Genomic DNA, 20,176 nt, shown 5'->3' on the forward strand with positions numbered 1-20,176 from the left:
TGAAAACTTGATGTTATAATCAAGAATCATTATAGCTTCTTTTTATTATTGCAAGATAATTGTAGTCATCTAAAGAGATTGTTTTCAGTTTTACAAATTTTAAGAACTTGTGTATAATATCTTCAATAACGAAAAAGGGGGGAAGTTATGAATATTCAATGGATTGGACAAAAAGCAGATCAGATTTATAGAAAATATAAAACAAGCATTATTCCAGAGTTTTTCTATGTTGGTTATGTAGGTATTTTGGCTCAATATTTAAGAAGTGGACTTTTCTCCTTTTTTGTATCTTTGTTTTTATCACCTATTGGTCATGGGTATGTCAAATGTGCAATGAAACTGGTTGATGAAGAAAAACCAGTTTTGGATTATCATGATTCATTGAATGGCGTTTTCTGTTTCCCAAGAGTAGCTCCAGCATATCTGATGCGTAAAGCGATTATCTTATTGAGTGTTTTGATATGTTTTCTTCCATCATTATTAACAATAAGGAATCTGATTCCTGAACTTCCTGTACAATGGATTGCTTCTTTAGGAAATGCGTTTATTCAAACGGAATATTTTATACCACAGTTTGAATATGTTCAGCCTATTTTACAAAATGCTTTCCTGTTTATGAATTTGATTGTATGTATTATTATTTATCTCTTTTTAACAACATTGTTTATGCCAGTTCCTTATGTAATGGAACTTGAAGAATTTTCATGGAGTGAATGTATTCATTATTCTATTCGTTTAATGAAATATCATATTATAGATTATATCCGTCTTTATCTTTTATATATTTTAAGACATGCTTTTTATTGGATGATCACGGGTTGTATTGTTTTATGGATTGGACATTTGAATGATGTTTTGATGCTGTTTTGTATTGTGACATCTTTATTTTTATATATTGGTATTTTTAAAGGAAGATTTGAAATTGCAAAATATTTATTTTATAAGGAAATAAGAAAGGATTATCATGAGGAATACTAAGAATATTAAAAGAATCATTATTAAAATTGGATCGTCTTCATTATGTCAGGAAACTGGCTATATTGATAAACAAAAAATTTTATATCTCGTTATGCAAATAGCAAAACTGATTGAAAAAGGTTTTTCGGTCGTCGTTGTGTCTTCTGGCGCTATTAGTGCTGGAATGGGGTTTATGGAATTGTCACGAAAGCCTGAAACACTTCCACAAAAGCAGGCTTTGGCAGCTATTGGGCAGGCCAAGCTGATGCAAATTTATGAAGAACTTTTTCAATTGTTTCATTTAAAATGTGCACAGGTTTTATTAAATCATGGTGATTTTGATGATCGTCAGAGACTTTTAAACCTTTCGCATACAATGAATGCTTTGATGAAATATGGTGTGATTCCTATTGTCAATGAAAATGATGCTTTGGCAGTTGAAGAAATTAAAGTTGGAGATAATGATACATTAGCTGCTTTACTGGTTCCTGTGATTGATGCAGATTTGTTGATTCTCGTCAGTGATATTGATGGTTTATATACTGCTAATCCACATGTACATCCTGAAGCAAAGTTTTTAAAATATGTTGATCGCGTGGATGAAAATATTGAAAAGATGGCATCTGGTTCAACTTCACAGCTTGGAACGGGAGGAATGGCTACCAAAATTAAAGCGGCCAAGATTGTCAATGATTATGGAAAACATATGGTTATTGTGAATGGACAAAAGGAAAATAGTTTATTGCATATTTTTGATGAAAATGAAGAAGGAACATGGTTCAATGGCGCAAGTGGTAGACATATGAAAGCAAGAGCACATTGGATTGCCTATCGTACACAATCGAAAGGAAGTTTGATTATTGATGATGGCGCATGTCGGGCAATCAAGCAGCATAAAAGCTTATTGTCTTCTGGTATTTTAGATGTTCAGGGACAGTTTTTTGCTGGGCAGGTTGTAGACGTTCTCAACAAACAGGGAGAAAAGATTGCTAAAGGGATTGTGCAATATACAAGTTTTGAAATTTCTTTAATTAAGGGTCATAATAGTCAGGAAATGAAAAACATACTTAAGAGTCATGACTATGATGAAGTGATTCATGTGAATAATATGGTATTGTTAGGAGATGAAAACCATGAATGAAAAACTTTTAAAACAACTGCATCTGGCAAAGGATGCCAGTCGTCAGATGATGAGAATAGATACCCAAACAAAAAATCAGGCTTTAATGCAGATTTCAAGAACGCTTCTTGATCAGATGCAAAATATTATTCAAGAAAATCAAAAGGATATTGAAAATGCGAAGCAACAAGGTATGTCCTCAGCGATGATTGATCGTTTAAAACTGGATGAAAAAAGAATTCAGGCTATGGCGCAAGATGTTTTGCAGTTAGTTGAATTAGAGGATCCAATAGGAGAAATCATCAGAGAAATCAAAAGGCCTAATGGCTTATTGATACAACAGGTGCGAGTCCCTATGGGGATATTTGGTATCATTTATGAATCAAGACCTAATGTCACAGTGGATATTGCCTGCCTATGTATCAAGTCTTCTAATGTCTGTATATTAAAAGGTGGCAAAGAAGCAATGTATTCTAATCGTATTTTAACAAAGCTGATGCAGGAGGCTATCAAAAATATATTACCTGTTGAATGTGTTCAGCTTATTGATTATGGTGGAAGAGAAATGGTTGATGAATTGATTCATGCTTATGGCTATGTAGATGTTGTCGTACCACGAGGTGGAGCTGGATTGATTTCACATGTGGTTCAAAATGCTACTGTACCAGTTATTGAAACAGGGGCAGGAAACTGTCATTTATATATTGATAAAGATGCGGATATGAAAAAGGCGATAGATATCAGTGTAAATGCGAAAATACAAAGACCATCAGTTTGTAATGCGATTGAAACCATCTTGGTACACCAGGATGTTGCGGATGTTTATTTGCCTTTGATGTATAAGGCTTTTGAAAATCAAGTGGAGATCCGTGGTGATGAAAAAGTTCAAAAAATCATTCCTTGCATTCCGGCCACTTCTTTAGATTATGCGACAGAATATGATGACTATATTGTGGCTGTGAAAGTTGTTTCCAGCATTGATGAAGCCATTGAACATATTTATCAATATTCTACTAAACATTCAGAAGCCATTATTACAGAAAATAAAGAGAGAGCAGATTTCTTTATGAGCAGTATTGATTCTGCCTGTGTCTATCATAATGCTTCTACACGTTTTAGTGATGGTGGACAGTTTGGTTTTGGGGCAGAACTAGGAATCAGTACACAAAAATTGCATGCGAGAGGACCACTAGGATTAAGAGAAATGACATCTTATCAATATAAGATTTATGGTCATGGAGAAGTAAGAGAATAACAGTTATGGAAATAACTGTTTTTTTCTTGACAATACTTAGTGCACTAACTATAATGGGAGTTACATTTATTCGAAGGAGGTATGCTATGGAATATGAATACTTTAGAAAGATGATGGAAGAAGTGGGCGAAGTTCATAAATTGGTTCAAAAATTGACCATGCAAAGTTGTCATCATTTAACGATTGAACAGATGCGTTTGATTTCCTTTATTTCAAAAAATGAAGTGAATCAAAAACAGATTGCTAAAGAACTTCGTATTACTGAAGCAACTCTTTCAGTTCGAATAAGACGTCTGGTTGACATGGGAATTGTTGAAAAGAAAATGAATCCAGACGATAAAAGAAATTATCAGATTGTTTTATCTGATTTTGGAAAAACAATCATGAATGAGTTGAAACAGGACTTTGATCATATTCATCATGTTATCTGTCAAAATATGACGATTGATGATTATGATGCTGTTTTAAATGTGATCAGAAAAATCAAAAAGAATTTAAAGGAGGAAATCAAGTGATTAAGTTACGCAAGTTTGCTTATAAATTCTGGTTGCCAATACTTTTGTGTATTGCTTGTGTTTTTATTCAGTCACAATCTGAATTGGCCTTGCCAGACTATATGAGTGATATAGTGACAAATGGGATCCAAGCTGGGGGATTTGATACGTCAATTGCTGAAGTATATAGTCAGGAAACTTTTGAACATTTATTAATTTTTGCAGATGAACAGCAAAAAGATACTATTGAATCAAGTTATACTTATACCCCATATGAAGATTTATCAGATAACATAAAAAAAGACTTTCCAAAATTGAAAGATGCTTATATTCTTAATGATCTTTCACAACAACAGACAAAAGAGTTGGAAAGTGCATTGATTAAGCCTATGCTGATGGTTTCATCTATTGATAGTATGGATGAAAATTCTGCTGAATATCAGCAATTATTCCAAAATTTACCTGAGGGAATGGATGTCTATCAGGCTTTTGCGATGATGGATGAAGAGACAAGAAACCAGATGACACAACAGATTGACAGTCAGATTGAGACAATGGGTGAGTCAACAATGCTGGTAGCAGCTGGAAATGGTGTCAAAACTGAATATGAAGCTTTAGGAGCAGATGTCGATCAGATGCAGGCGGCTTATATATTCCAATCTGGATTAAAGATGCTGGGCATTGCTTTGATAGGATCACTTGCTGCAATGGCATCAGCCTTTTTATCATCACGTGTTGGATCTGGCTTTGCGAGAGATTTAAGAAAAGCAGTGTTTGAAAAAGTTGAGAGTTTTTCTAACAGTGAGTTTAATAAATTCTCAACAGCCTCATTAATTACTAGAACAACGAATGATATTACACAAGTGCAAATGTTAATGATTATGCTGCTGAGAATTGTTTTGTTTGCACCTATGATGGGAATTGGAGCTTTAATTAAAGCTTTTACACATTCATCATCAATGACTTGGATTATTTTAATGATATTAATTGTCATTACTGCTGTCATCATTGTTTTGATGAAAGTTGTTTTACCTAAGTTTAAAATCATTCAATCTTTAATTGATAAATTAAATTTAACAATGCGTGAAAATTTAACAGGAGTTTTAGTCATTAGAGCATTTGGTAATGAAAAACATAGTGAAGAACGTTTTGATAAAGCCAATAATGATTTAACAACGGTTAACTTATTTGTCAATCGTGCTATGGCGACATTAATGCCAATTATGATGTTTATCATGAACTTTGCGACTGTTTTAGTTGTTTGGGTGGGTTCTCAACAACTAGATTTAGGAAATATTGCGATTGGAGAAATGATGGCTTTTATTCAATATGCAATGCAAATTATTATGTCATTCTTGTTTATTGCCATGATCTTCATTATGATTCCACGTGCCAGTGTTGCTGCTGATCGTGTTTATGAAGTTTTATCAACAGATTTAACAATTCAAGATCCTAAACAGCCTGAAGCATTCCACGAACAAGAAAAAGGAATGGTAGAGTTTAAAGATGTATCCTTCCAATATCCTGGAGCACAGGAAGCCGTATTAAGTCATATCAGCTTTGTCGCAAAACCGGGACAAACGACAGCCTTTATTGGTTCAACAGGATCAGGAAAGAGTACATTAATTCATTTGATTCCACGTTTCTATGATGTCAGTGAAGGTGAAGTGCTTGTCGATGGTGTCAATGTTAAAGAGGTTTATCAGCATGATTTAAGAGAACGTATTGGTCTAGTTCCTCAAAAAGGTGTCTTATTCTCTGGAACAATTCGTTCTAACTTGAAATATGGTGCACCTGATGCCAGTGATGAAGATTTAAATGAAGTCATTCGAGTTGCTCAGGCAAAAGAATTTGTGGATGCGAAACCACATGGTTTAGATGAAGCTATTTCCCAAGGTGGAACTAATGTTTCTGGTGGGCAAAAACAAAGACTGGCGATTGCACGAGCTTTAGCCAAGGATCCTGAAATTCTGATCTTTGATGATAGTTTTTCAGCACTTGACTTTAAGACAGATGCGACATTAAGAAAAGAATTAAGTCAGTTAATGGAAAAAACAAAAAAGACCGTCTTGATTGTTGGACAAAGAATTGCTTCTATTATGGATGCAGATCAGATTATCGTATTAGATAATGGAAAAATTGTTGGAAAAGGTACTCATGATGAATTGATGAAAAACTGTCAGGTTTATCAGGAGATTGCTTATTCACAACTTTCAAAGGAGGAATTGGCCAATGCCTAGAGGACATATGGGTGGTAGAGGAATGTCTACCGAAAAAGCTAAGGACTTTAAAGGAACAATCAAGAAATTATTTGCACATCTTCAACCTTATTATATTAAATTTATTTTCATTTTTATCTTTGCTGGTGGCTCAACAGTCTTCTCTATTTTTGGACCAAAGGTCTTAGCTCAAGCAACAGATAAATTAAGTGAAGGTATTATGGCTAAGGTCACACATACTGGTGGTATTGATTTTGAGGCTATTTTTCAAATTCTCATTTTCTTAGTTTGTATTTATTTATTAAGTGCTTTATTGAACTATGTACAGGGATTTTTAACTTCAGGTATTTCACAAAAAGTTGCTTATGATTTTAGAAAAGAGATTTCTGAAAAGATGGATCGTTTACCATTAAGTTATTTTGATACACATTCTAGTGGTGATACTTTATCACGTGTCACAAATGACGTGGATTTGATTGCTCAGTCATTGAATCAGAGTTTAACACAGATTGTTACTTCAACTGTCACTGTCATTGGTATTTTTATCATGATGTTAACCATCAGCGTTCCTATGACTATATTGGCATTATGTGTTTTGCCAGTCTCTATGTTTTTTATGTCTAAAATCATGAAAAGAAGTCAGAAATATTTCATTTCTCAACAAACAAGTTTAGGAAATGTCAATGGACATATTGAAGAAATGTATGGGGCACATCAGGTTGTCAAAGCATTTAATGGAGAAGAAAGTTCAGTTCGACAGTTTGAAAAATATAATGATGATTTATATGAATCAGCCTGGAAATCACAATTTTTCTCTGGATTGATGCAGCCACTAACAAACTTTGTTGGAAATATTGGATATGTTGGTGTCTGTCTTTTAGGTGGTTTTTTAGCGACATCTCAAATGATTACAATTGGAGATATTCAAGCTTTTATTCAATATGTACGTCAGTTTAATCAACCTATTACGCAGCTAGCTCAGATCATGAATCAATTACAGTCAACAGCTGCCGCAGCAGAACGTGTCTTTGAATTTTTAGATGAACCAGAAATGAGTGAAGACAATGTATTAGTTGGGCATGATGAAGTTCAAAAGATGCAGGGAAGTGTCACGTTTGATCATGTTCGTTTTGGATATACACCTGAAAAAACAATCATTCATGATTTTTCAATGCATGTTCATGCAGGACAAAGTGTGGCAATTGTTGGTCCAACAGGTGCTGGAAAAACAACGATTGTCAAACTGCTGATGCGTTTTTATGAACTGAATGGTGGTCATATTCTTGTTGATGGTGAAGATATTACACATATGGCAAGAAGTGATTTAAGAAGTTTATTTGGTATGGTCTTGCAGGATACATGGTTATTTGGTGGAACGATTAGAGAAAACTTAAAATATGGAAAACTGGATGCAACGGATGAAGAAATGTATGAAGCTTGTCGTCTGGCTTATGCTGATCATTTTATTAATACATTAGAAGATGGCTATGATACAGTCATCAATGAAGAGTCAAATAACATTTCTCAAGGACAGAAGCAGTTATTAACAATTGCTAGAGCTTTTTTAGCAAATCCAAAAATTCTAATTCTTGATGAAGCGACATCATCAGTTGATACGAGAACTGAAGTTTTGATTCAACGAGGTATGGATAAGCTGATGGAAGGTAGAACTTGCTTTATCATTGCACATAGACTTTCTACAATCAAGGATGCCAATACAATTATTGTCATGAAAGATGGAGATATTGTTGAACTTGGAAATCATGAATCACTTCTTCAAAAAGGTGGCTTCTACGCTAATCTTTATCAATCACAATTTGAATCTAGTCATGAATAACTTACTTCTAGGAGTAAGTTATTTTTTTAATATTTAAATACTTTAAAAAAATTTATATAAAATTTTTTAAATAAAATATGGAAAATCTATTTACAAATAAGAAAAAGAGGTGTATAGTAACATTACTTCAAAAATTTGAAGTAAGAATATAAAAATTTTTAAGTAAACACATAGGAGGACATATCATGTTTGAACAAGTAAAAGATGCTTTAGTAGAATCTTTAAATATTGATGGAGATGAAATTAAATTAGAATCAAATTTAAAAGATGATTTAGGAATTGATTCTCTAGCAGCTGTTGAATTATCTTTAGATTTAGAAACAGAATTTGATGTTGAAATTTCTGATGAAGAATTAGCTGCATTAGTAACTGTAGAAGATATTGTGAAATTAATTGAATCTAAACAATAAGCTAAGGTTTCACTTAGCTTATTTTTCTAAGGAGGAATGGATATGGATACTGAAAAAATTAAATCAATTATGCAGATGTTTGAAGAAAGTCAAATATCTAAGATGGATTTAACTGATGGTGATTTACATATCACATTAGAAAAAGATGTAGAAGTTAAACAGGTTGTTCCTGTGACAGTAGAACAAACTGTTGAAGACAATACACAAGAAGAAAAATTGGGGACACCAATCAAAAGTCCAATTGTTGGAACATATTATCAGTCTAGTGGTGAAGGAAAAGAACCTTATGTCAAAGTAGGAGATATGATTCAAGAAGGAGATACAATTTGTATTATTGAAGCGATGAAGGTCATGAATGAAATCAAAGCAACTGTCTCTGGAAAAGTTTTATCTATTGAAGTGCAAGATGGTGAAACTGTTGAATATGATCAGACTTTGATGATGATAGGGTAAGGTGATAATGTGATTGAAAAATTATTAATTGCTAATCGTGGAGAGATTGCAGTCAGAATCATTCGTACATGTAAAGAAATGGGGATTCAGACAGTGGCTGTTTATTCAACAGCTGATAAGCATTCTTTACATGTTCAGCTTGCTGATGAATCTGTATGTATTGGTGGACCCTTAGCAAATGATTCTTATTTGAACATGAATGCCATCATACAGGCAGCTTGTAATACAGGATGTGATGCGATTCATCCTGGATTTGGATTTTTAAGTGAAAATAGTCAATTTGCCAGACTGGTTATGCAATGTGGACTGATTTGGGTTGGACCTTCCCCTGATATTATTGATATGTTAGGGAACAAATCAGCAGCCAGAAAAATGATGAAAGAAGCAGGTATTCCCGTTATTCCAGGGTCTAAGGAAGTTGTTGAAACTGTTGAACAGGGGAAACAGATTGCAGCAGATATTGGTTATCCAGTCATGATTAAAGCCAGCAATGGTGGCGGTGGACGTGGTATGCGTGTTGTCAATAATGAAGAAGAGTTCGAAACACAGTATCAAAATGCCAAATCAGAAGCCAAAGCCTGTTTTGGAGATGATGATGTCTATCTTGAAAAATTGATTGAAAATCCAAAGCATATAGAAGTTCAGGTCATTGGAGATCAGCATGGTAATGTCATTCATTTATATGAAAGAGACTGTTCTTTTCAAAGACGTCATCAAAAGATGATTGAAGAAGCTCCTTGCCATATATTAAAGAAAGATGTGCGTCAAAGATTATTTGAAGATGCTTTAAAGGCCTGTCGTCATGTTGGATATAATAGTGTTGGAACAATTGAATTTTTATTAGATAAACATGGAAATTATTATTTTATGGAAATGAATACGCGTATTCAGGTAGAACATCCTATTACAGAAATGATTTGTGGTGTGGATTTAGTGAAGTTACAGATTAAGGTGGCTGAAGGACATAAACTCCCTTATCAGCAGGAAGATATTCATCAAAATGGATATGCTTTAGAATGCCGTATTAACGCTGAAGATATGAATCGTGATTTTGCACCTACACCTGGAAAAATCACATTTATGCATTTGCCAGGAGGTAGAGGTGTCCGTGTGGATAGTGCCATGTATAGTGGTTGTGAAATTTCACCTTATTATGATTCCATGATTTTAAAATTGATTACATTTGCCCCTACACGATTAGAATGTATTAAAAAAATGCGTGCAGCTTTAAGTGAAGTGATTATTGATGGTATTTCAACAAATACCAAATTTCATTATTATGTCCTTCATTCTAAAGAATTTATCGAAGGAAAATACGATACAAGTTTCTGTGAAACATTTATAAAGGAGTTGAAAGAGAATGGATCAATTGTTTAAAAAAAGAAATGAAGAATTGAAAGAATTCTCTTCATGGCTAAAAAGACATAAAGTTAAAGAAAAAAAAGAAATTCCAGAGAATATTTTTAAACAGTGTGATCATTGTCATGAATCTATTCCTTATTTTTCATTGATTGAAAATGATTATGTCTGTCCTAAATGTGGCTATCATATGAAAATTAGTGCAAGACAACGTATTCGTGATTTGATTGACGAAGGGACATGGAAAGAATATTTAGAAAAAGAACGCTCACAAAACACTGAGAATTTTCCAGGTTATGATGAAAAGCTGAAAAAAGCACAAATGTCTACAGGAATGAATGAAGCAGTGATCTGTGGAGTAGGAAAAATCAATCAGACACGCGTGGTTTTATGTGTCATGGACTCTCGTTTCATGATGGGAAGCATGGGAAAAGTTGTTGGTGAAAAGATATGTAAGTCTGTAGAATTAGCCATGCGTAAAAAATTACCACTGATTATTAGCTGTACAAGTGGTGGAGCCAGAATGCAGGAAGGTATTGACTCTTTAATGCAGATGGCCAAAATCAGTGCCGCATTGAAGCGCTTTTCTAATCAGGGTGGTTTATATATTGCATTGTTGACACATCCTACAACTGGTGGTGTCAGTGCCAGCTTTGCAATGTTAGGAGATATTATTATTTCTGAACCACAGGCTTTAATTGGGTTTGCCGGAAAACGTGTGATTCAGGATACAATCAAACAGGAATTGCCTGAAGGTTTTCAAACAGCAGAGTTTTTACTTCAAAAAGGTTTTATTGATATGATTGTTCAAAGACATGATTTAAAGAATGTGATTTCAGATTTATTAAAGTTACATGGAGGAAGATTATGAGCCTCATAGATAATGAAAGAAAAATAAAAGAATTACAAGCCAAAAGAGCTCAAACTCAAGATCAAAGTGAACATGATGAATTATCAAAAGAGATTGATGCTCTGACAAAAGAAACATATCATAATTTAACAGCTTGGGATCGTGTGACACTGGCAAGACATCCGTCACGTCCAAAAGCGAGTGATTTTATTGAAGGATTGTTTGATCATTTCTATGAATTACATGGGGATAGATGCTTTGGAGATGATCAAGCGATTATTGGGGGAATTGGTTACTTTCATAATATGCCGGTTACAGTGATTGCGCAGGCTAAAGGAAAGACATTGGAAGAAAATGTGAATCGTCATTTTGGAATGTGCAATCCAGAAGGATATCGCAAAGCTTTAAGACTTGCTAAACAAGCAGAAAAGTTTCATCGCCCAATTATTACTTTTGTGGATACAGCGGGGGCTTATCCAGGAATTGAAGCCGAAGAGAGGGGACAGGCTCAAGCTATTGCAGAATGTTTATATACATTCTCAGATTTAAAAACACCGGTTATTTGTATTGTCTTATCAGAAGGTGGCAGTGGTGGTGCATTAGCACTCAGTGTTGCTGATCGTATTTGTATGTTGGAAAATGCTATTTACTCTGTTTTATCACCTGAAGGTTTTGCAAGTATCTTATGGAAAGATGATAGTCGTGTACAGGAAGCAGCAGAAGTGATGAAATTAACATCTTATGATTTATATGAAAAAGGAATTGCTGATTATCTTGTCAAAGAACCAACAGGTGGTATGCAAAATGATTTAAAACTTGTATTAGATAATATTGATCAATATTTATTAAAGGAATTAGATGTTTTAACACATACAAAGGAAAAAGAATTATTAGAAAAACGTTATCAGAAATTTCGTAAGATAGGAAGTATGTCATGAGTTCAATAGAAATATTAGGTACTGGATATGTCAGTGCAGAAAAGAAAATATCTAATTTTGATTTAGAAAAGAGAGTTGATACAAGTGATGAATGGATTGTTCAACGAACAGGCATTTCATCACGTTATGTCAGTGAAACAGAAAATACAAGTGATTTGGCTTATAAAGCCAGTTTAAAAGCAATTGAAGATGCACATATTCAAAAGGAAGATATTGAAGTCATTATTGTTGCAACAATGACACCTGATTGTATGACACCTTCAACAGCGTGTCTTGTTCAGGCTAAATTGGGATTAAATGATTGCCCAATCTTTGCTTTTGATATTAATGGGGCATGTAGTGGTTTTCTCTATGCTTTTCAGATTGCCAGTGATTTGTTAAATCGTTATCATCATATTTTAGTCATTGGTAGTGAAACAATCAGTAAAATGATTGACTGGAACGATCGTTCAACATGTGTTCTTTTTGGGGATGGCGCAGGAGCGATGGTTTTAGGACGTGGAGAAACACAGCTTTATCACTATGCCAATAGTGAAGGTGATCTTCAACAAGTGTTACATACTGAAGGTTTACCATTAATACATGATTTACAAAACAGTGAACCACAAACACATTTTTTAACAATGAAAGGAAATGATGTGTTTAGATTTGCGATAAGAGTTTTAAAAGAATCTATTGAAAATGTATTAGAGCAGTCAGGATTAACGATTGATGATATAGATTTAGTCATTCCACATCAGGCCAATTATCGTATTATCAATCATGTAGCGAAGAAAATGAAAGTTGATATTTCAAAATTTTATATGAATCTTCAGGAGTTTGGAAATACATCTGCTGCCAGTATACCAATTGCTTATGCCATGGCCAAAGAAGAAGGTTTGATTCCTGAACATGGACGTGTGATTTTAGTTGGATTTGGTGCTGGATTAACTTATGGAGCAACTTTAATTGATAATGTAGGAGGACAATAAAGTGTTATTAAATGAATTATTAAATATTAAATATCCCATTATTCAAGGAGCCATGGCTAACATTGCGACAGCTTCTTTTGCAGCCTGTGTTTCTAACAGTGGTGGTTTAGGTATTATTGCGACAGGATCAATGGATGCCACTCAGACACGTGAAGAAATTCAAAAATGTAAACAGTTAACAGATAAACCATTTGGTGTGAATGTCATGTTGATGAATCCTTATGCCAGTGAGATTATTGATGTCATTGTAGAAGAAGGTGTCCATGTTGTGACAACTGGTGCTGGAAATCCAGGAACATATATGGAAAAATTGAAATCTGCCGGTATTAAAGTTTTTCCAGTTGTACCAAGCGTAGGTTTAGCCAAACGTATGGAAAGAGCTGGTGCTGATGCTTTGATTGTTGAAGGTGGAGAATCTGGTGGACATGTTGGTGAAATGACAACAATGGCTTTGGTGCCACAGGTTGTTGATGCTGTCAATATTCCCGTTATTGCAGCTGGTGGTATTGCTGATGGACGTGGTATGATGGCAGCTTTAAGCTTAGGTGCTATTGGTGTTCAAGTAGGAACATGTTTATTGGTTGCTGATGAATGTCCAATTCATGAAAATTATAAAGATGCTGTTATTAAAGCGAAAGATACAGATACTGTTGTTACAGGAAGAAGTGTGAATACACCTGTCCGTATTTTAAAGAATCAGATGGCCAGAGAATATTTAAAGCTTGAAGGACATTTTGAAAGTCGTGAAGAACTAGAAAAATTAACATTAGGAGCTTTAAGAAAGGCCGTTCAAACTGGTGATGTGAAAACAGGATCTGTCATGATGGGACAGATTGCCGGAATGGTTAAAGAGAAAAAACCAATGCAACAGATTCTTGATGAAATGATGGAATCTACAAAACAAGTTTATGCAAACTTACAAAAAGTCATGGAGGAAATCCAATGATAAAAATACAAGATCGTTTCATGAAACTTCCTATTATCCAAGGTGGAATGGGTGTTGGAATTTCCTTATCATCATTAGCTGGTGCTGTTGCTAAATGTGGTGCCATGGGAGTGATCAGTGCTGCCCATCCAGGCTATAATTATGAAGGATTTAGAAAAAATCCTGTTGCTGTGAATTGCAAGGCTTTAAAAGATCATATTCGACGTGCTAAAGAGATTGCTCAAGGAAATGGTTTGATTGGTGTTAATATCATGGTTGCCAGTCAAAACTATGAGGATTTTGTGAAAGCTTCACTGGAAAGTGGATGTGATGCGATTATTTCAGGAGCCGGCTTACCATTAGATTTGCCTAAATTTGCTAAGGGAAAGGCCCTTTTGGCACCGATTGTATCGAGTGGGAAAGCTGCCAGATTAATTGCTAGAGTATGGGATAAACGTTATCAATATACACCTGATTTCATTGTCATTGAAGGTAGCGAAGCTGGTGGACATTTAGGCTTTAAAAAAGATGAACTTTTATCACATACATGTCAGAAATTAAGTGAAATCTTAGCTGATGTCAAAAAAGAATTAAAGTCTTGGGAAGAAAAATATAAAAAGACCATTCCCATCTTTGTTGCTGGAGGTATTGATTCAGGAAAGAAAATTGCTGAATTGATCAAACAGGGGGCAACTGGTGTACAGATTGCCACACCATTTATTGCCACTTATGAATGTGATGCAGCTCAGGAATTTAAAGATATGGTTATTCAATGTCAAGCAGAAGATATCGAGCTTGTTTCTAGTCCAGCAGGAATGCCAGGGCGTGCCATTGTGAATGATTTTGTAAAGAAAACAAGAGAAACAGGAAACATTTGTATGAAGAATTGTTTGCATTGTATGATTCCTTGTAATCCTGAAAATACACCTTATTGTATCAGTGAAGCATTGATTCAAAGTGTTAAAGGAAATGTGGATAATGGTCTTGTTTTTGTAGGCAGTCAAGCTGCAAGGATTCATGAGATGAAACATGTTGATGAAGTGATTCAGGAGTATATAGAAGAAATGGAGGAGAATCTATGAAAATAGGAATGATTTTTGCCGGTCAAGGTAGCCAATATGTAGGCATGGGAAAAGCGTTTTATGATGAATTTCAAGAAGCTAGAGATGTTTTTGATCAGGCCCATATTGATATTGATGTGAAAAAGGTATGTTTTGAAGGACCTGAAGATGTTTTAAATGAAACATCTTATGCACAACCTTGTATTTTAACAACATCATTAGCCATTGCCAAGGTGATTGAAGCTCAAGGTATTCATCCTGATTATGTTGCAGGTTTATCATTAGGAGAATATTCTGCTTTAGCTTATGCAGGTGCTTTTGACATACAGGATGCAATTTCTATTGTCAGACATCGTGGTCAGATTATGAGTGAAGCTTTGCCAGCTGGAACAACATCTATGGCAGCTGTTTTAGCAATGGATGCTGAGAAGATTCAAGAAGTGATTGAACCTATTGATGGTGTCACAATTGCCAATTACAATTGTCCTGGACAAATTGTCATTACGGGAACAAAAGAAGCTGTTGAGATTGCTTCAGAAAAATTAAAAGAAGCTGGCGCAAAACGTGTCATTCCATTAAAAGTTTCAGGAGCTTTCCATTCTCCATTATTAGAAGAAGCATCTTATAAACTTAAAGAAGAGCTAGAAAAATATGATATTCATGAAACAAAAATTCCTGTTGTTTATAATGTGTCAGGAAAAGAAGAAGATGGAGATCTTATTGATATTTTAACTCGACAAATCAAATCAAGTGTTTACTTCTATCAATCTATTCAATATATGATTGCTCAAGGTGTAGAAGCTTTTGTAGAAATTGGACCAGGAAAAGCGTTAAGTGCCTTTGTTAAGAAAACAGATAGAAGTATTCCAGTTTATAGTGTAGATAGTATTGAAGGTTTAAATCAAATGTTAGGAGCGTTAAAAGATGAGTAAAGTAGCGTTAATTACTGGTGCCAGTCGTGGAATTGGTAGAGCCATTGCTTTAAAATTTGCAAGTGAAGGTTACAATATTGCCATTAATTATATTGGAAATCAAGATGAAGCTTTAGAAGTACAAAAAGAATGTTGTGCTCATGGTATTGAAGCTATGATTTATGAAGGTGATGTTACTGATTATGATGCTATGGATCAAATGATGAAAGCTGTTTTAGAAAAGTTTGGATCTATTGATGTTTTAGTGAATAATTCAGGAATTACAAAAGATCAGTTATTATTAAAGATGAATACACAATCATTTATGGATGTGATTGATGTGAACTTAAAAGGAACATTCAATACCATTAAAGCTGTTTCTCGTATTATGATGAAACAAAGATCTGGTGTTATTATTAATATGGCCAGTGTTATTGGAATCATTGGTAATGTTGGACAGGCTAATTATGCAGCTAGTAAAGCAGGGGTTATTGCATTAACAAAATCAGTTGCAAAAGAATTAGCACCACGTCATATCCGCGCTAATGCCATTGCACCAGGATTTATTGCCACAAAGATGACTGATGTTTTAAGTGATGATACAAAAGAAAATATTTTGAAAAATATTCCATTGCAACAAATGGGAGAACCAGAAGATGTTGCGAATGTCGCATACTTTTTAGCAAGTGATAGTGCGAAATATATTACAGGCCAAGTGATCAATGTTGATGGCGGAATGGTCATGTAGGGAGGAAAAACATGAAAAGAAGAGTCGTTGTTACAGGAATGGGAGCTGTGTCTCCAATTGGAAATACTGTTGAAGAAACATGGAATGGTATTTTAAATCAGACATGTGGAATTGATGAAATTACACATTTTGATACAAGTGATTATAAAGTGAAATTGGCAGGAGAAGTGAAAGGTCTTGATTTTGAACAATATTTTACAAAAAGAGATTTAAAATTTAATGACCGTTTTACTCAATTTGCAAGAGTTGTTGCTAAACAGGCTGTAGAAGATGCAAAATTAGATTTAGAAACAATGGATAAGAGCCATTTTGGAGTTATTATTGGTAGTGGTATTGGTGGTGTAGAATCTATTGAAAAAGCTGAACAAAGCTTATTGAATAGAGGACCATCAAAAGTTTCCCCATATTTTATTCCTATGACTTTAATCAATTTAGCTGCAGGAAGCGTTGCGATTGATTTAGGAGCAAAAGGTCATGTTTCTTCTATTGTCACTGCATGTGCAGCAGGAACAAATGCGATAGGAGAAGCCTTCCATAAAATTAGAGATGGATATGAAGAAATTATGTTGGCTGGAGGAAGTGAAGCCTCTATTACACCTTTATCTGTAGCAGGATTTGCTTCTATGAAAGCTTTGCATACAGGTGATGATAAAAATCGTGCTTCTATTCCTTTTGATAAAGATCGTAGTGGCTTTGTTATGGGAGAAGGCGCAGCTATTTTAGTCTTAGAAGAGTTACAACATGCCTTGGATCGAAATGCAACTATCTATGGTGAAATCGTTGGTTATGGAGCAACTTGTGACGCTTATCATATTACAGCACCATTATCTGATGGAAGTGGTGGTGGAGAAGCTATGAAACAGGCTTTAGCAGATGCTTCTTTACAACCATCTGATATTGATTATATTAATGCTCATGGAACATCTACACCTTTAAATGATAAAACAGAAACATTGGCTGTAAAATATGCTTTTGGTGATGATGCTTATCATTTAGCCATGTCATCAACAAAATCTTATACAGGACATTTATTAGGAGCCAGTGGTGCTTTAGAATCAGTCATTTGTGTGAAAGCTTTACAGGATGGTTATATCCCAGCTACAATTCATTATCAAAACAAAGATGAAGATTGTGATTTGGATATTGTTGCAAATGAAGGTAGAAAACAAGATATTCATTATGCAATGAACAATTCTCTTGGATTCGGTGGACATAATGCATCATTGATTTTCAAAAAATGGGAGGACTAAATATGTTATATAATTCTAATGATATTCAAAAAATTATTCCTCATCGTTATCCATTCTTACTTGTTGATTGTATTGAAAGTATCAGTGAAGATGGGAAAACAATTGTAGGAAGAAAATGTGTAACAGCTAATGAAATGCAATTTTTAGGGCATTTCCCTGAAAAACATGTGATGCCAGGTGTTTTAATTATTGAAGCATTAGCGCAAACAGGTTGTGTGTTATTGCTTTCTAAAGAAGAAAACAAAGGCAAGATTGCTTTCTTTGCTGGAATTAATAAAGCACGTTTTAGAAAACAAGTCATTCCCGGTGATGTTTTAACAATGACTGTCACTTTAACAAAAGAAAAAGGTGGTATTTACTTTGCGGCTATTGAAGCAAAGGTTGAAGATGAAATTGCAGTCACTGGAGAAATTATGTGTGCTGTTGGTGAATAATTCAATAGATCAATGAAAAAACAGAAAGATATTTTGTCTTTCTGTTTTTGTATACAAAGTATTATATTTATTTTAAATATGAGGTATTATTCGGTTATTATATTCATAGAAGTGTATAGCTGTAAATAATAAAAGCATTGGTTATATGATAGACATATAACAATAGCTTTTTTGACTATTTATGTTTTTTTAATTTGTATATGATTCTATTAGCATAAGGTATTGAAGAAAGCTCTTCTGGGTGATCTGAATAGAAATAGAATATAATGATAAAATAAACAATAACACCAATTACGATTGCGAAAATAAGTGGGATAAGCACTTTTCTTGTTAAGGCAAATAATCCATAGTATACAATAGCAACAACGATTCCCATAAGAATAGATGAAATAATAGGTAAGATATAAGTCTTTTTCATCTCTTGTTTATAACGAGTTTTTTTACGAAGCATTTTCTGATTCAAATAACAAACCTGTAAACCATATAAACAATTGGCAATGACTAATGAATATAAACCTAAAGGTGTAAAAATCAAAAGGACAATTGTAATAACAACATGATAAATTAAAGCAATAGCTGCATTTTTTAATGGGGTATTGACTTCACCAAGAGCTTGCAAGATTCCGTTGGTTAATGTGGATAAACCAAAGAAAACAATGCCTGGACTTCCAATTGTGAGCATGATAGTTGAAACAACACATGTCTCTTCCTGTGGGAAAAGCAAACCAATGATAGGATAGGCTAAAACACTCATACCAACTGCAGCAGGGATTAAAATCATCATTGTGATGCGAATACCTGAACGAATATGCTCTCTTGTCTCGCGATAATTTTTTAATGACCATGAAGATGATATAGCTGGTATAGAGGCAGTTGACATAGCAGAAGCTAAAGCAACAGGTACGTTTTGTAATACGATATATTGTCCTGAATACACACCCCACATTGTGGCAGATTGAGGGTCGGTACCAATTGCAAAAGAATAAATATATTGATCAATGACTGTAATTAGATTATAGACACATGTTGCAAAAATGATAGGTGTCACAATATGAATGATCATTTTAAAAATATCTTGATAAGAATCTTCATAATCATCAGGTGTTTCTTTAATGATTAAATGATTGTGGTTTTTTAAATACATGATCATCATAAAGATTAATCCAACAAGAACACCGACACCTGGACCTACAGCACCACCAGCAGCTCCGGCTGCAGCTAATTCACTACCACCTGTTTGCATATATGGTTGGATAAATAAATAGGCACATCCAATAGCAACCCCTGCATTAAAAATCTGTTCAATAATTTGTGATACAGATGTATAAAATGTTGTCTGATGGGCCTGGAAATAGCCTCTAAAAACCCCTAATAACCCAGAAAAGAAAATAGTCGGACATAAAATTCTTAATGGTAAGACAGAATGTCCTGTGACCAGAAATGGTGCCAGGAAAAAGGCGATGATAGAAGCACTCCCACCAATGATACAAATATAAATAAATGAACATTTTAAAATTTTCTGAACATTATTATACTGATGTAAAGCCAGTTTTTCAGCAATCAGTTTTGAAATAGCTGTTGGTATACTATAAGATGATAAAAGCAATATCAAGGCATAAATATTATAAGCCATTGAATAATATCCAATACCTTCAGCACTAATCAAAGCAGTTAATGGACTTTTATATAAAGCCCCAATAATTCTAACCAGGATTCCTGCTACCGCAAGAATTGAAGCCTGTTTTACAATCGAACGCGACATTCGTAAACCCCACTTTCCAATGATTTCTTGTTTATTATATCATTAATTCCAATAATTGCAAAAAAACTTAAATCAATACATATAAAAAAGCGACTTCACAATTTTTCCACATGAATTGTATAATATGAATCTGTCATGAGAACGTATTTAAATTTATAATGAGTCAGATGCTCATATGGTCAATTGTATGATTAAAAATATGAAAAAAGTGAAGACGTTAAT

At 34.1% G+C, this 20,176-nt stretch carries 19 protein-coding genes; 18 read left to right on the forward strand and 1 reads right to left on the reverse strand.

Annotated features, from left to right (window positions below; all coding sequences use genetic code 11):
* The first annotated feature begins 147 nt into the window (after positions 1-147).
* The 18 genes from ACZYT4_RS03905 to fabZ all read left to right on the forward strand — a co-directional run bounded on the left by ACZYT4_RS03905 (position 148) and on the right by fabZ (position 18,192).
* Complete coding sequence (locus ACZYT4_RS03905) at positions 148-978, forward strand: hypothetical protein (protein ID WP_463782537.1); 831 nt, start codon at positions 148-150, stop codon at positions 976-978.
* Entirely contained in the window at positions 965-2,098 is a 1,134-nt protein-coding gene (gene proB / locus ACZYT4_RS03910; RefSeq protein WP_463782539.1) for a glutamate 5-kinase, read from the forward strand. Before ACZYT4_RS03905 ends, proB begins: the two co-directional genes overlap by 14 nt.
* Entirely contained in the window at positions 2,091-3,332 is a 1,242-nt protein-coding gene (locus ACZYT4_RS03915; RefSeq protein ID WP_463782541.1) for a glutamate-5-semialdehyde dehydrogenase, read from the forward strand. The genes proB and ACZYT4_RS03915 overlap by 8 nt, the downstream gene beginning before the upstream one ends.
* A gap of 86 nt (positions 3,333-3,418) precedes the next feature.
* The gene (locus tag ACZYT4_RS03920) at positions 3,419-3,847 is read left to right on the forward strand and encodes a MarR family winged helix-turn-helix transcriptional regulator (RefSeq protein ID WP_463782544.1); all 429 of its coding nucleotides are present in this window, start codon (positions 3,419-3,421) and stop codon (positions 3,845-3,847) included.
* On the forward strand, positions 3,844-6,066 hold the full coding sequence (locus tag ACZYT4_RS03925) for an ABC transporter ATP-binding protein (RefSeq protein WP_463782546.1): 2,223 nt from the start codon (positions 3,844-3,846) through the stop codon (positions 6,064-6,066). The genes ACZYT4_RS03920 and ACZYT4_RS03925 overlap by 4 nt, the downstream gene beginning before the upstream one ends.
* Positions 6,059-7,882 carry an ABC transporter ATP-binding protein gene (locus tag ACZYT4_RS03930; RefSeq protein ID WP_463782549.1) on the forward strand — a complete coding sequence of 608 codons (1,824 nt, stop codon included), beginning with the start codon at positions 6,059-6,061 and terminating at the stop codon, positions 7,880-7,882. The genes ACZYT4_RS03925 and ACZYT4_RS03930 overlap by 8 nt, the downstream gene beginning before the upstream one ends.
* 185 nt (positions 7,883-8,067) lie before the next feature.
* Positions 8,068-8,292, forward strand: coding sequence for an acyl carrier protein (locus ACZYT4_RS03935; RefSeq protein ID WP_463782552.1), 225 nt, complete (start codon positions 8,068-8,070; stop codon positions 8,290-8,292).
* A 42-nt stretch (positions 8,293-8,334) separates the two neighbouring features.
* Positions 8,335-8,745 carry an acetyl-CoA carboxylase biotin carboxyl carrier protein gene (locus tag ACZYT4_RS03940; RefSeq protein WP_463782554.1) on the forward strand — a complete coding sequence of 137 codons (411 nt, stop codon included), beginning with the start codon at positions 8,335-8,337 and terminating at the stop codon, positions 8,743-8,745.
* A gap of 9 nt (positions 8,746-8,754) precedes the next feature.
* Entirely contained in the window at positions 8,755-10,122 is a 1,368-nt protein-coding gene (gene accC / locus ACZYT4_RS03945; protein ID WP_463782556.1) for an acetyl-CoA carboxylase biotin carboxylase subunit, read from the forward strand.
* Positions 10,106-10,975, forward strand: a complete 870-nt coding sequence (gene accD / locus ACZYT4_RS03950; protein ID WP_463782557.1) for an acetyl-CoA carboxylase, carboxyltransferase subunit beta — start codon at positions 10,106-10,108, stop codon at positions 10,973-10,975. Before accC ends, accD begins: the two co-directional genes overlap by 17 nt.
* The gene (locus tag ACZYT4_RS03955) at positions 10,972-11,892 is read left to right on the forward strand and encodes an acetyl-CoA carboxylase carboxyltransferase subunit alpha (RefSeq protein WP_463782559.1); all 921 of its coding nucleotides are present in this window, start codon (positions 10,972-10,974) and stop codon (positions 11,890-11,892) included. Before accD ends, ACZYT4_RS03955 begins: the two co-directional genes overlap by 4 nt.
* Positions 11,889-12,863 (forward strand): beta-ketoacyl-ACP synthase III, encoded by a 975-nt coding sequence (locus tag ACZYT4_RS03960; protein WP_463782563.1) that lies wholly within the window; start codon positions 11,889-11,891, stop codon positions 12,861-12,863. Before ACZYT4_RS03955 ends, ACZYT4_RS03960 begins: the two co-directional genes overlap by 4 nt.
* A 1-nt stretch (position 12,864) precedes the next feature.
* Positions 12,865-13,809, forward strand: coding sequence for an enoyl-[acyl-carrier-protein] reductase FabK (gene fabK, locus ACZYT4_RS03965; RefSeq protein WP_463782565.1), 945 nt, complete (start codon positions 12,865-12,867; stop codon positions 13,807-13,809).
* Positions 13,806-14,870 carry an NAD(P)H-dependent flavin oxidoreductase gene (locus tag ACZYT4_RS03970; RefSeq protein WP_463782567.1) on the forward strand — a complete coding sequence of 355 codons (1,065 nt, stop codon included), beginning with the start codon at positions 13,806-13,808 and terminating at the stop codon, positions 14,868-14,870. Before fabK ends, ACZYT4_RS03970 begins: the two co-directional genes overlap by 4 nt.
* On the forward strand, positions 14,867-15,781 hold the full coding sequence (gene fabD / locus ACZYT4_RS03975) for an ACP S-malonyltransferase (RefSeq protein ID WP_463782569.1): 915 nt from the start codon (positions 14,867-14,869) through the stop codon (positions 15,779-15,781). The genes ACZYT4_RS03970 and fabD overlap by 4 nt, the downstream gene beginning before the upstream one ends.
* Complete coding sequence (gene fabG, locus ACZYT4_RS03980; protein ID WP_463782572.1) at positions 15,774-16,508, forward strand: 3-oxoacyl-[acyl-carrier-protein] reductase; 735 nt, start codon at positions 15,774-15,776, stop codon at positions 16,506-16,508. Before fabD ends, fabG begins: the two co-directional genes overlap by 8 nt.
* Before the next feature lie 11 nt (positions 16,509-16,519).
* Positions 16,520-17,758, forward strand: coding sequence for a beta-ketoacyl-ACP synthase II (fabF, locus tag ACZYT4_RS03985; RefSeq protein ID WP_463782574.1), 1,239 nt, complete (start codon positions 16,520-16,522; stop codon positions 17,756-17,758).
* Between the two features lie 2 nt (positions 17,759-17,760).
* On the forward strand, positions 17,761-18,192 hold the full coding sequence (fabZ, locus tag ACZYT4_RS03990; RefSeq protein ID WP_087243245.1) for a 3-hydroxyacyl-ACP dehydratase FabZ: 432 nt from the start codon (positions 17,761-17,763) through the stop codon (positions 18,190-18,192).
* A gap of 175 nt (positions 18,193-18,367) precedes the next feature.
* On the opposite strand, the gene ACZYT4_RS03995 is transcribed toward fabZ, so the two are convergent.
* Positions 18,368-19,954 (reverse strand): putative polysaccharide biosynthesis protein, encoded by a 1,587-nt coding sequence (locus ACZYT4_RS03995; protein WP_463782577.1) that lies wholly within the window; start codon positions 19,952-19,954, stop codon positions 18,368-18,370.
* Positions 19,955-20,176 lie beyond the last annotated feature (222 nt).

The organism is Massilimicrobiota sp. mt181 (assembly GCF_055420065.1).

Coding starts and splice junctions, on each gene's coding strand:
- ACZYT4_RS03970 (WP_463782567.1), top strand. CDS start 13,806: ATGATAAAAATACAAGATCGTTTCATGAAACTTCCTATTATCCAAGGT.
- ACZYT4_RS03955 (WP_463782559.1), top strand. CDS start 10,972: ATGAGCCTCATAGATAATGAAAGAAAAATAAAAGAATTACAAGCCAAA.
- fabF (WP_463782574.1), top strand. CDS start 16,520: ATGAAAAGAAGAGTCGTTGTTACAGGAATGGGAGCTGTGTCTCCAATT.
- ACZYT4_RS03930 (WP_463782549.1), top strand. CDS start 6,059: ATGCCTAGAGGACATATGGGTGGTAGAGGAATGTCTACCGAAAAAGCT.
- fabD (WP_463782569.1), top strand. CDS start 14,867: ATGAAAATAGGAATGATTTTTGCCGGTCAAGGTAGCCAATATGTAGGC.
- ACZYT4_RS03995 (WP_463782577.1), bottom strand. CDS start 19,954: ATGTCGCGTTCGATTGTAAAACAGGCTTCAATTCTTGCGGTAGCAGGA.
- fabG (WP_463782572.1), top strand. CDS start 15,774: ATGAGTAAAGTAGCGTTAATTACTGGTGCCAGTCGTGGAATTGGTAGA.
- ACZYT4_RS03960 (WP_463782563.1), top strand. CDS start 11,889: ATGAGTTCAATAGAAATATTAGGTACTGGATATGTCAGTGCAGAAAAG.
- ACZYT4_RS03920 (WP_463782544.1), top strand. CDS start 3,419: ATGGAATATGAATACTTTAGAAAGATGATGGAAGAAGTGGGCGAAGTT.
- ACZYT4_RS03940 (WP_463782554.1), top strand. CDS start 8,335: ATGGATACTGAAAAAATTAAATCAATTATGCAGATGTTTGAAGAAAGT.
- ACZYT4_RS03905 (WP_463782537.1), top strand. CDS start 148: ATGAATATTCAATGGATTGGACAAAAAGCAGATCAGATTTATAGAAAA.
- fabZ (WP_087243245.1), top strand. CDS start 17,761: ATGTTATATAATTCTAATGATATTCAAAAAATTATTCCTCATCGTTAT.
- accD (WP_463782557.1), top strand. CDS start 10,106: ATGGATCAATTGTTTAAAAAAAGAAATGAAGAATTGAAAGAATTCTCT.
- ACZYT4_RS03915 (WP_463782541.1), top strand. CDS start 2,091: ATGAATGAAAAACTTTTAAAACAACTGCATCTGGCAAAGGATGCCAGT.
- ACZYT4_RS03935 (WP_463782552.1), top strand. CDS start 8,068: ATGTTTGAACAAGTAAAAGATGCTTTAGTAGAATCTTTAAATATTGAT.
- proB (WP_463782539.1), top strand. CDS start 965: ATGAGGAATACTAAGAATATTAAAAGAATCATTATTAAAATTGGATCG.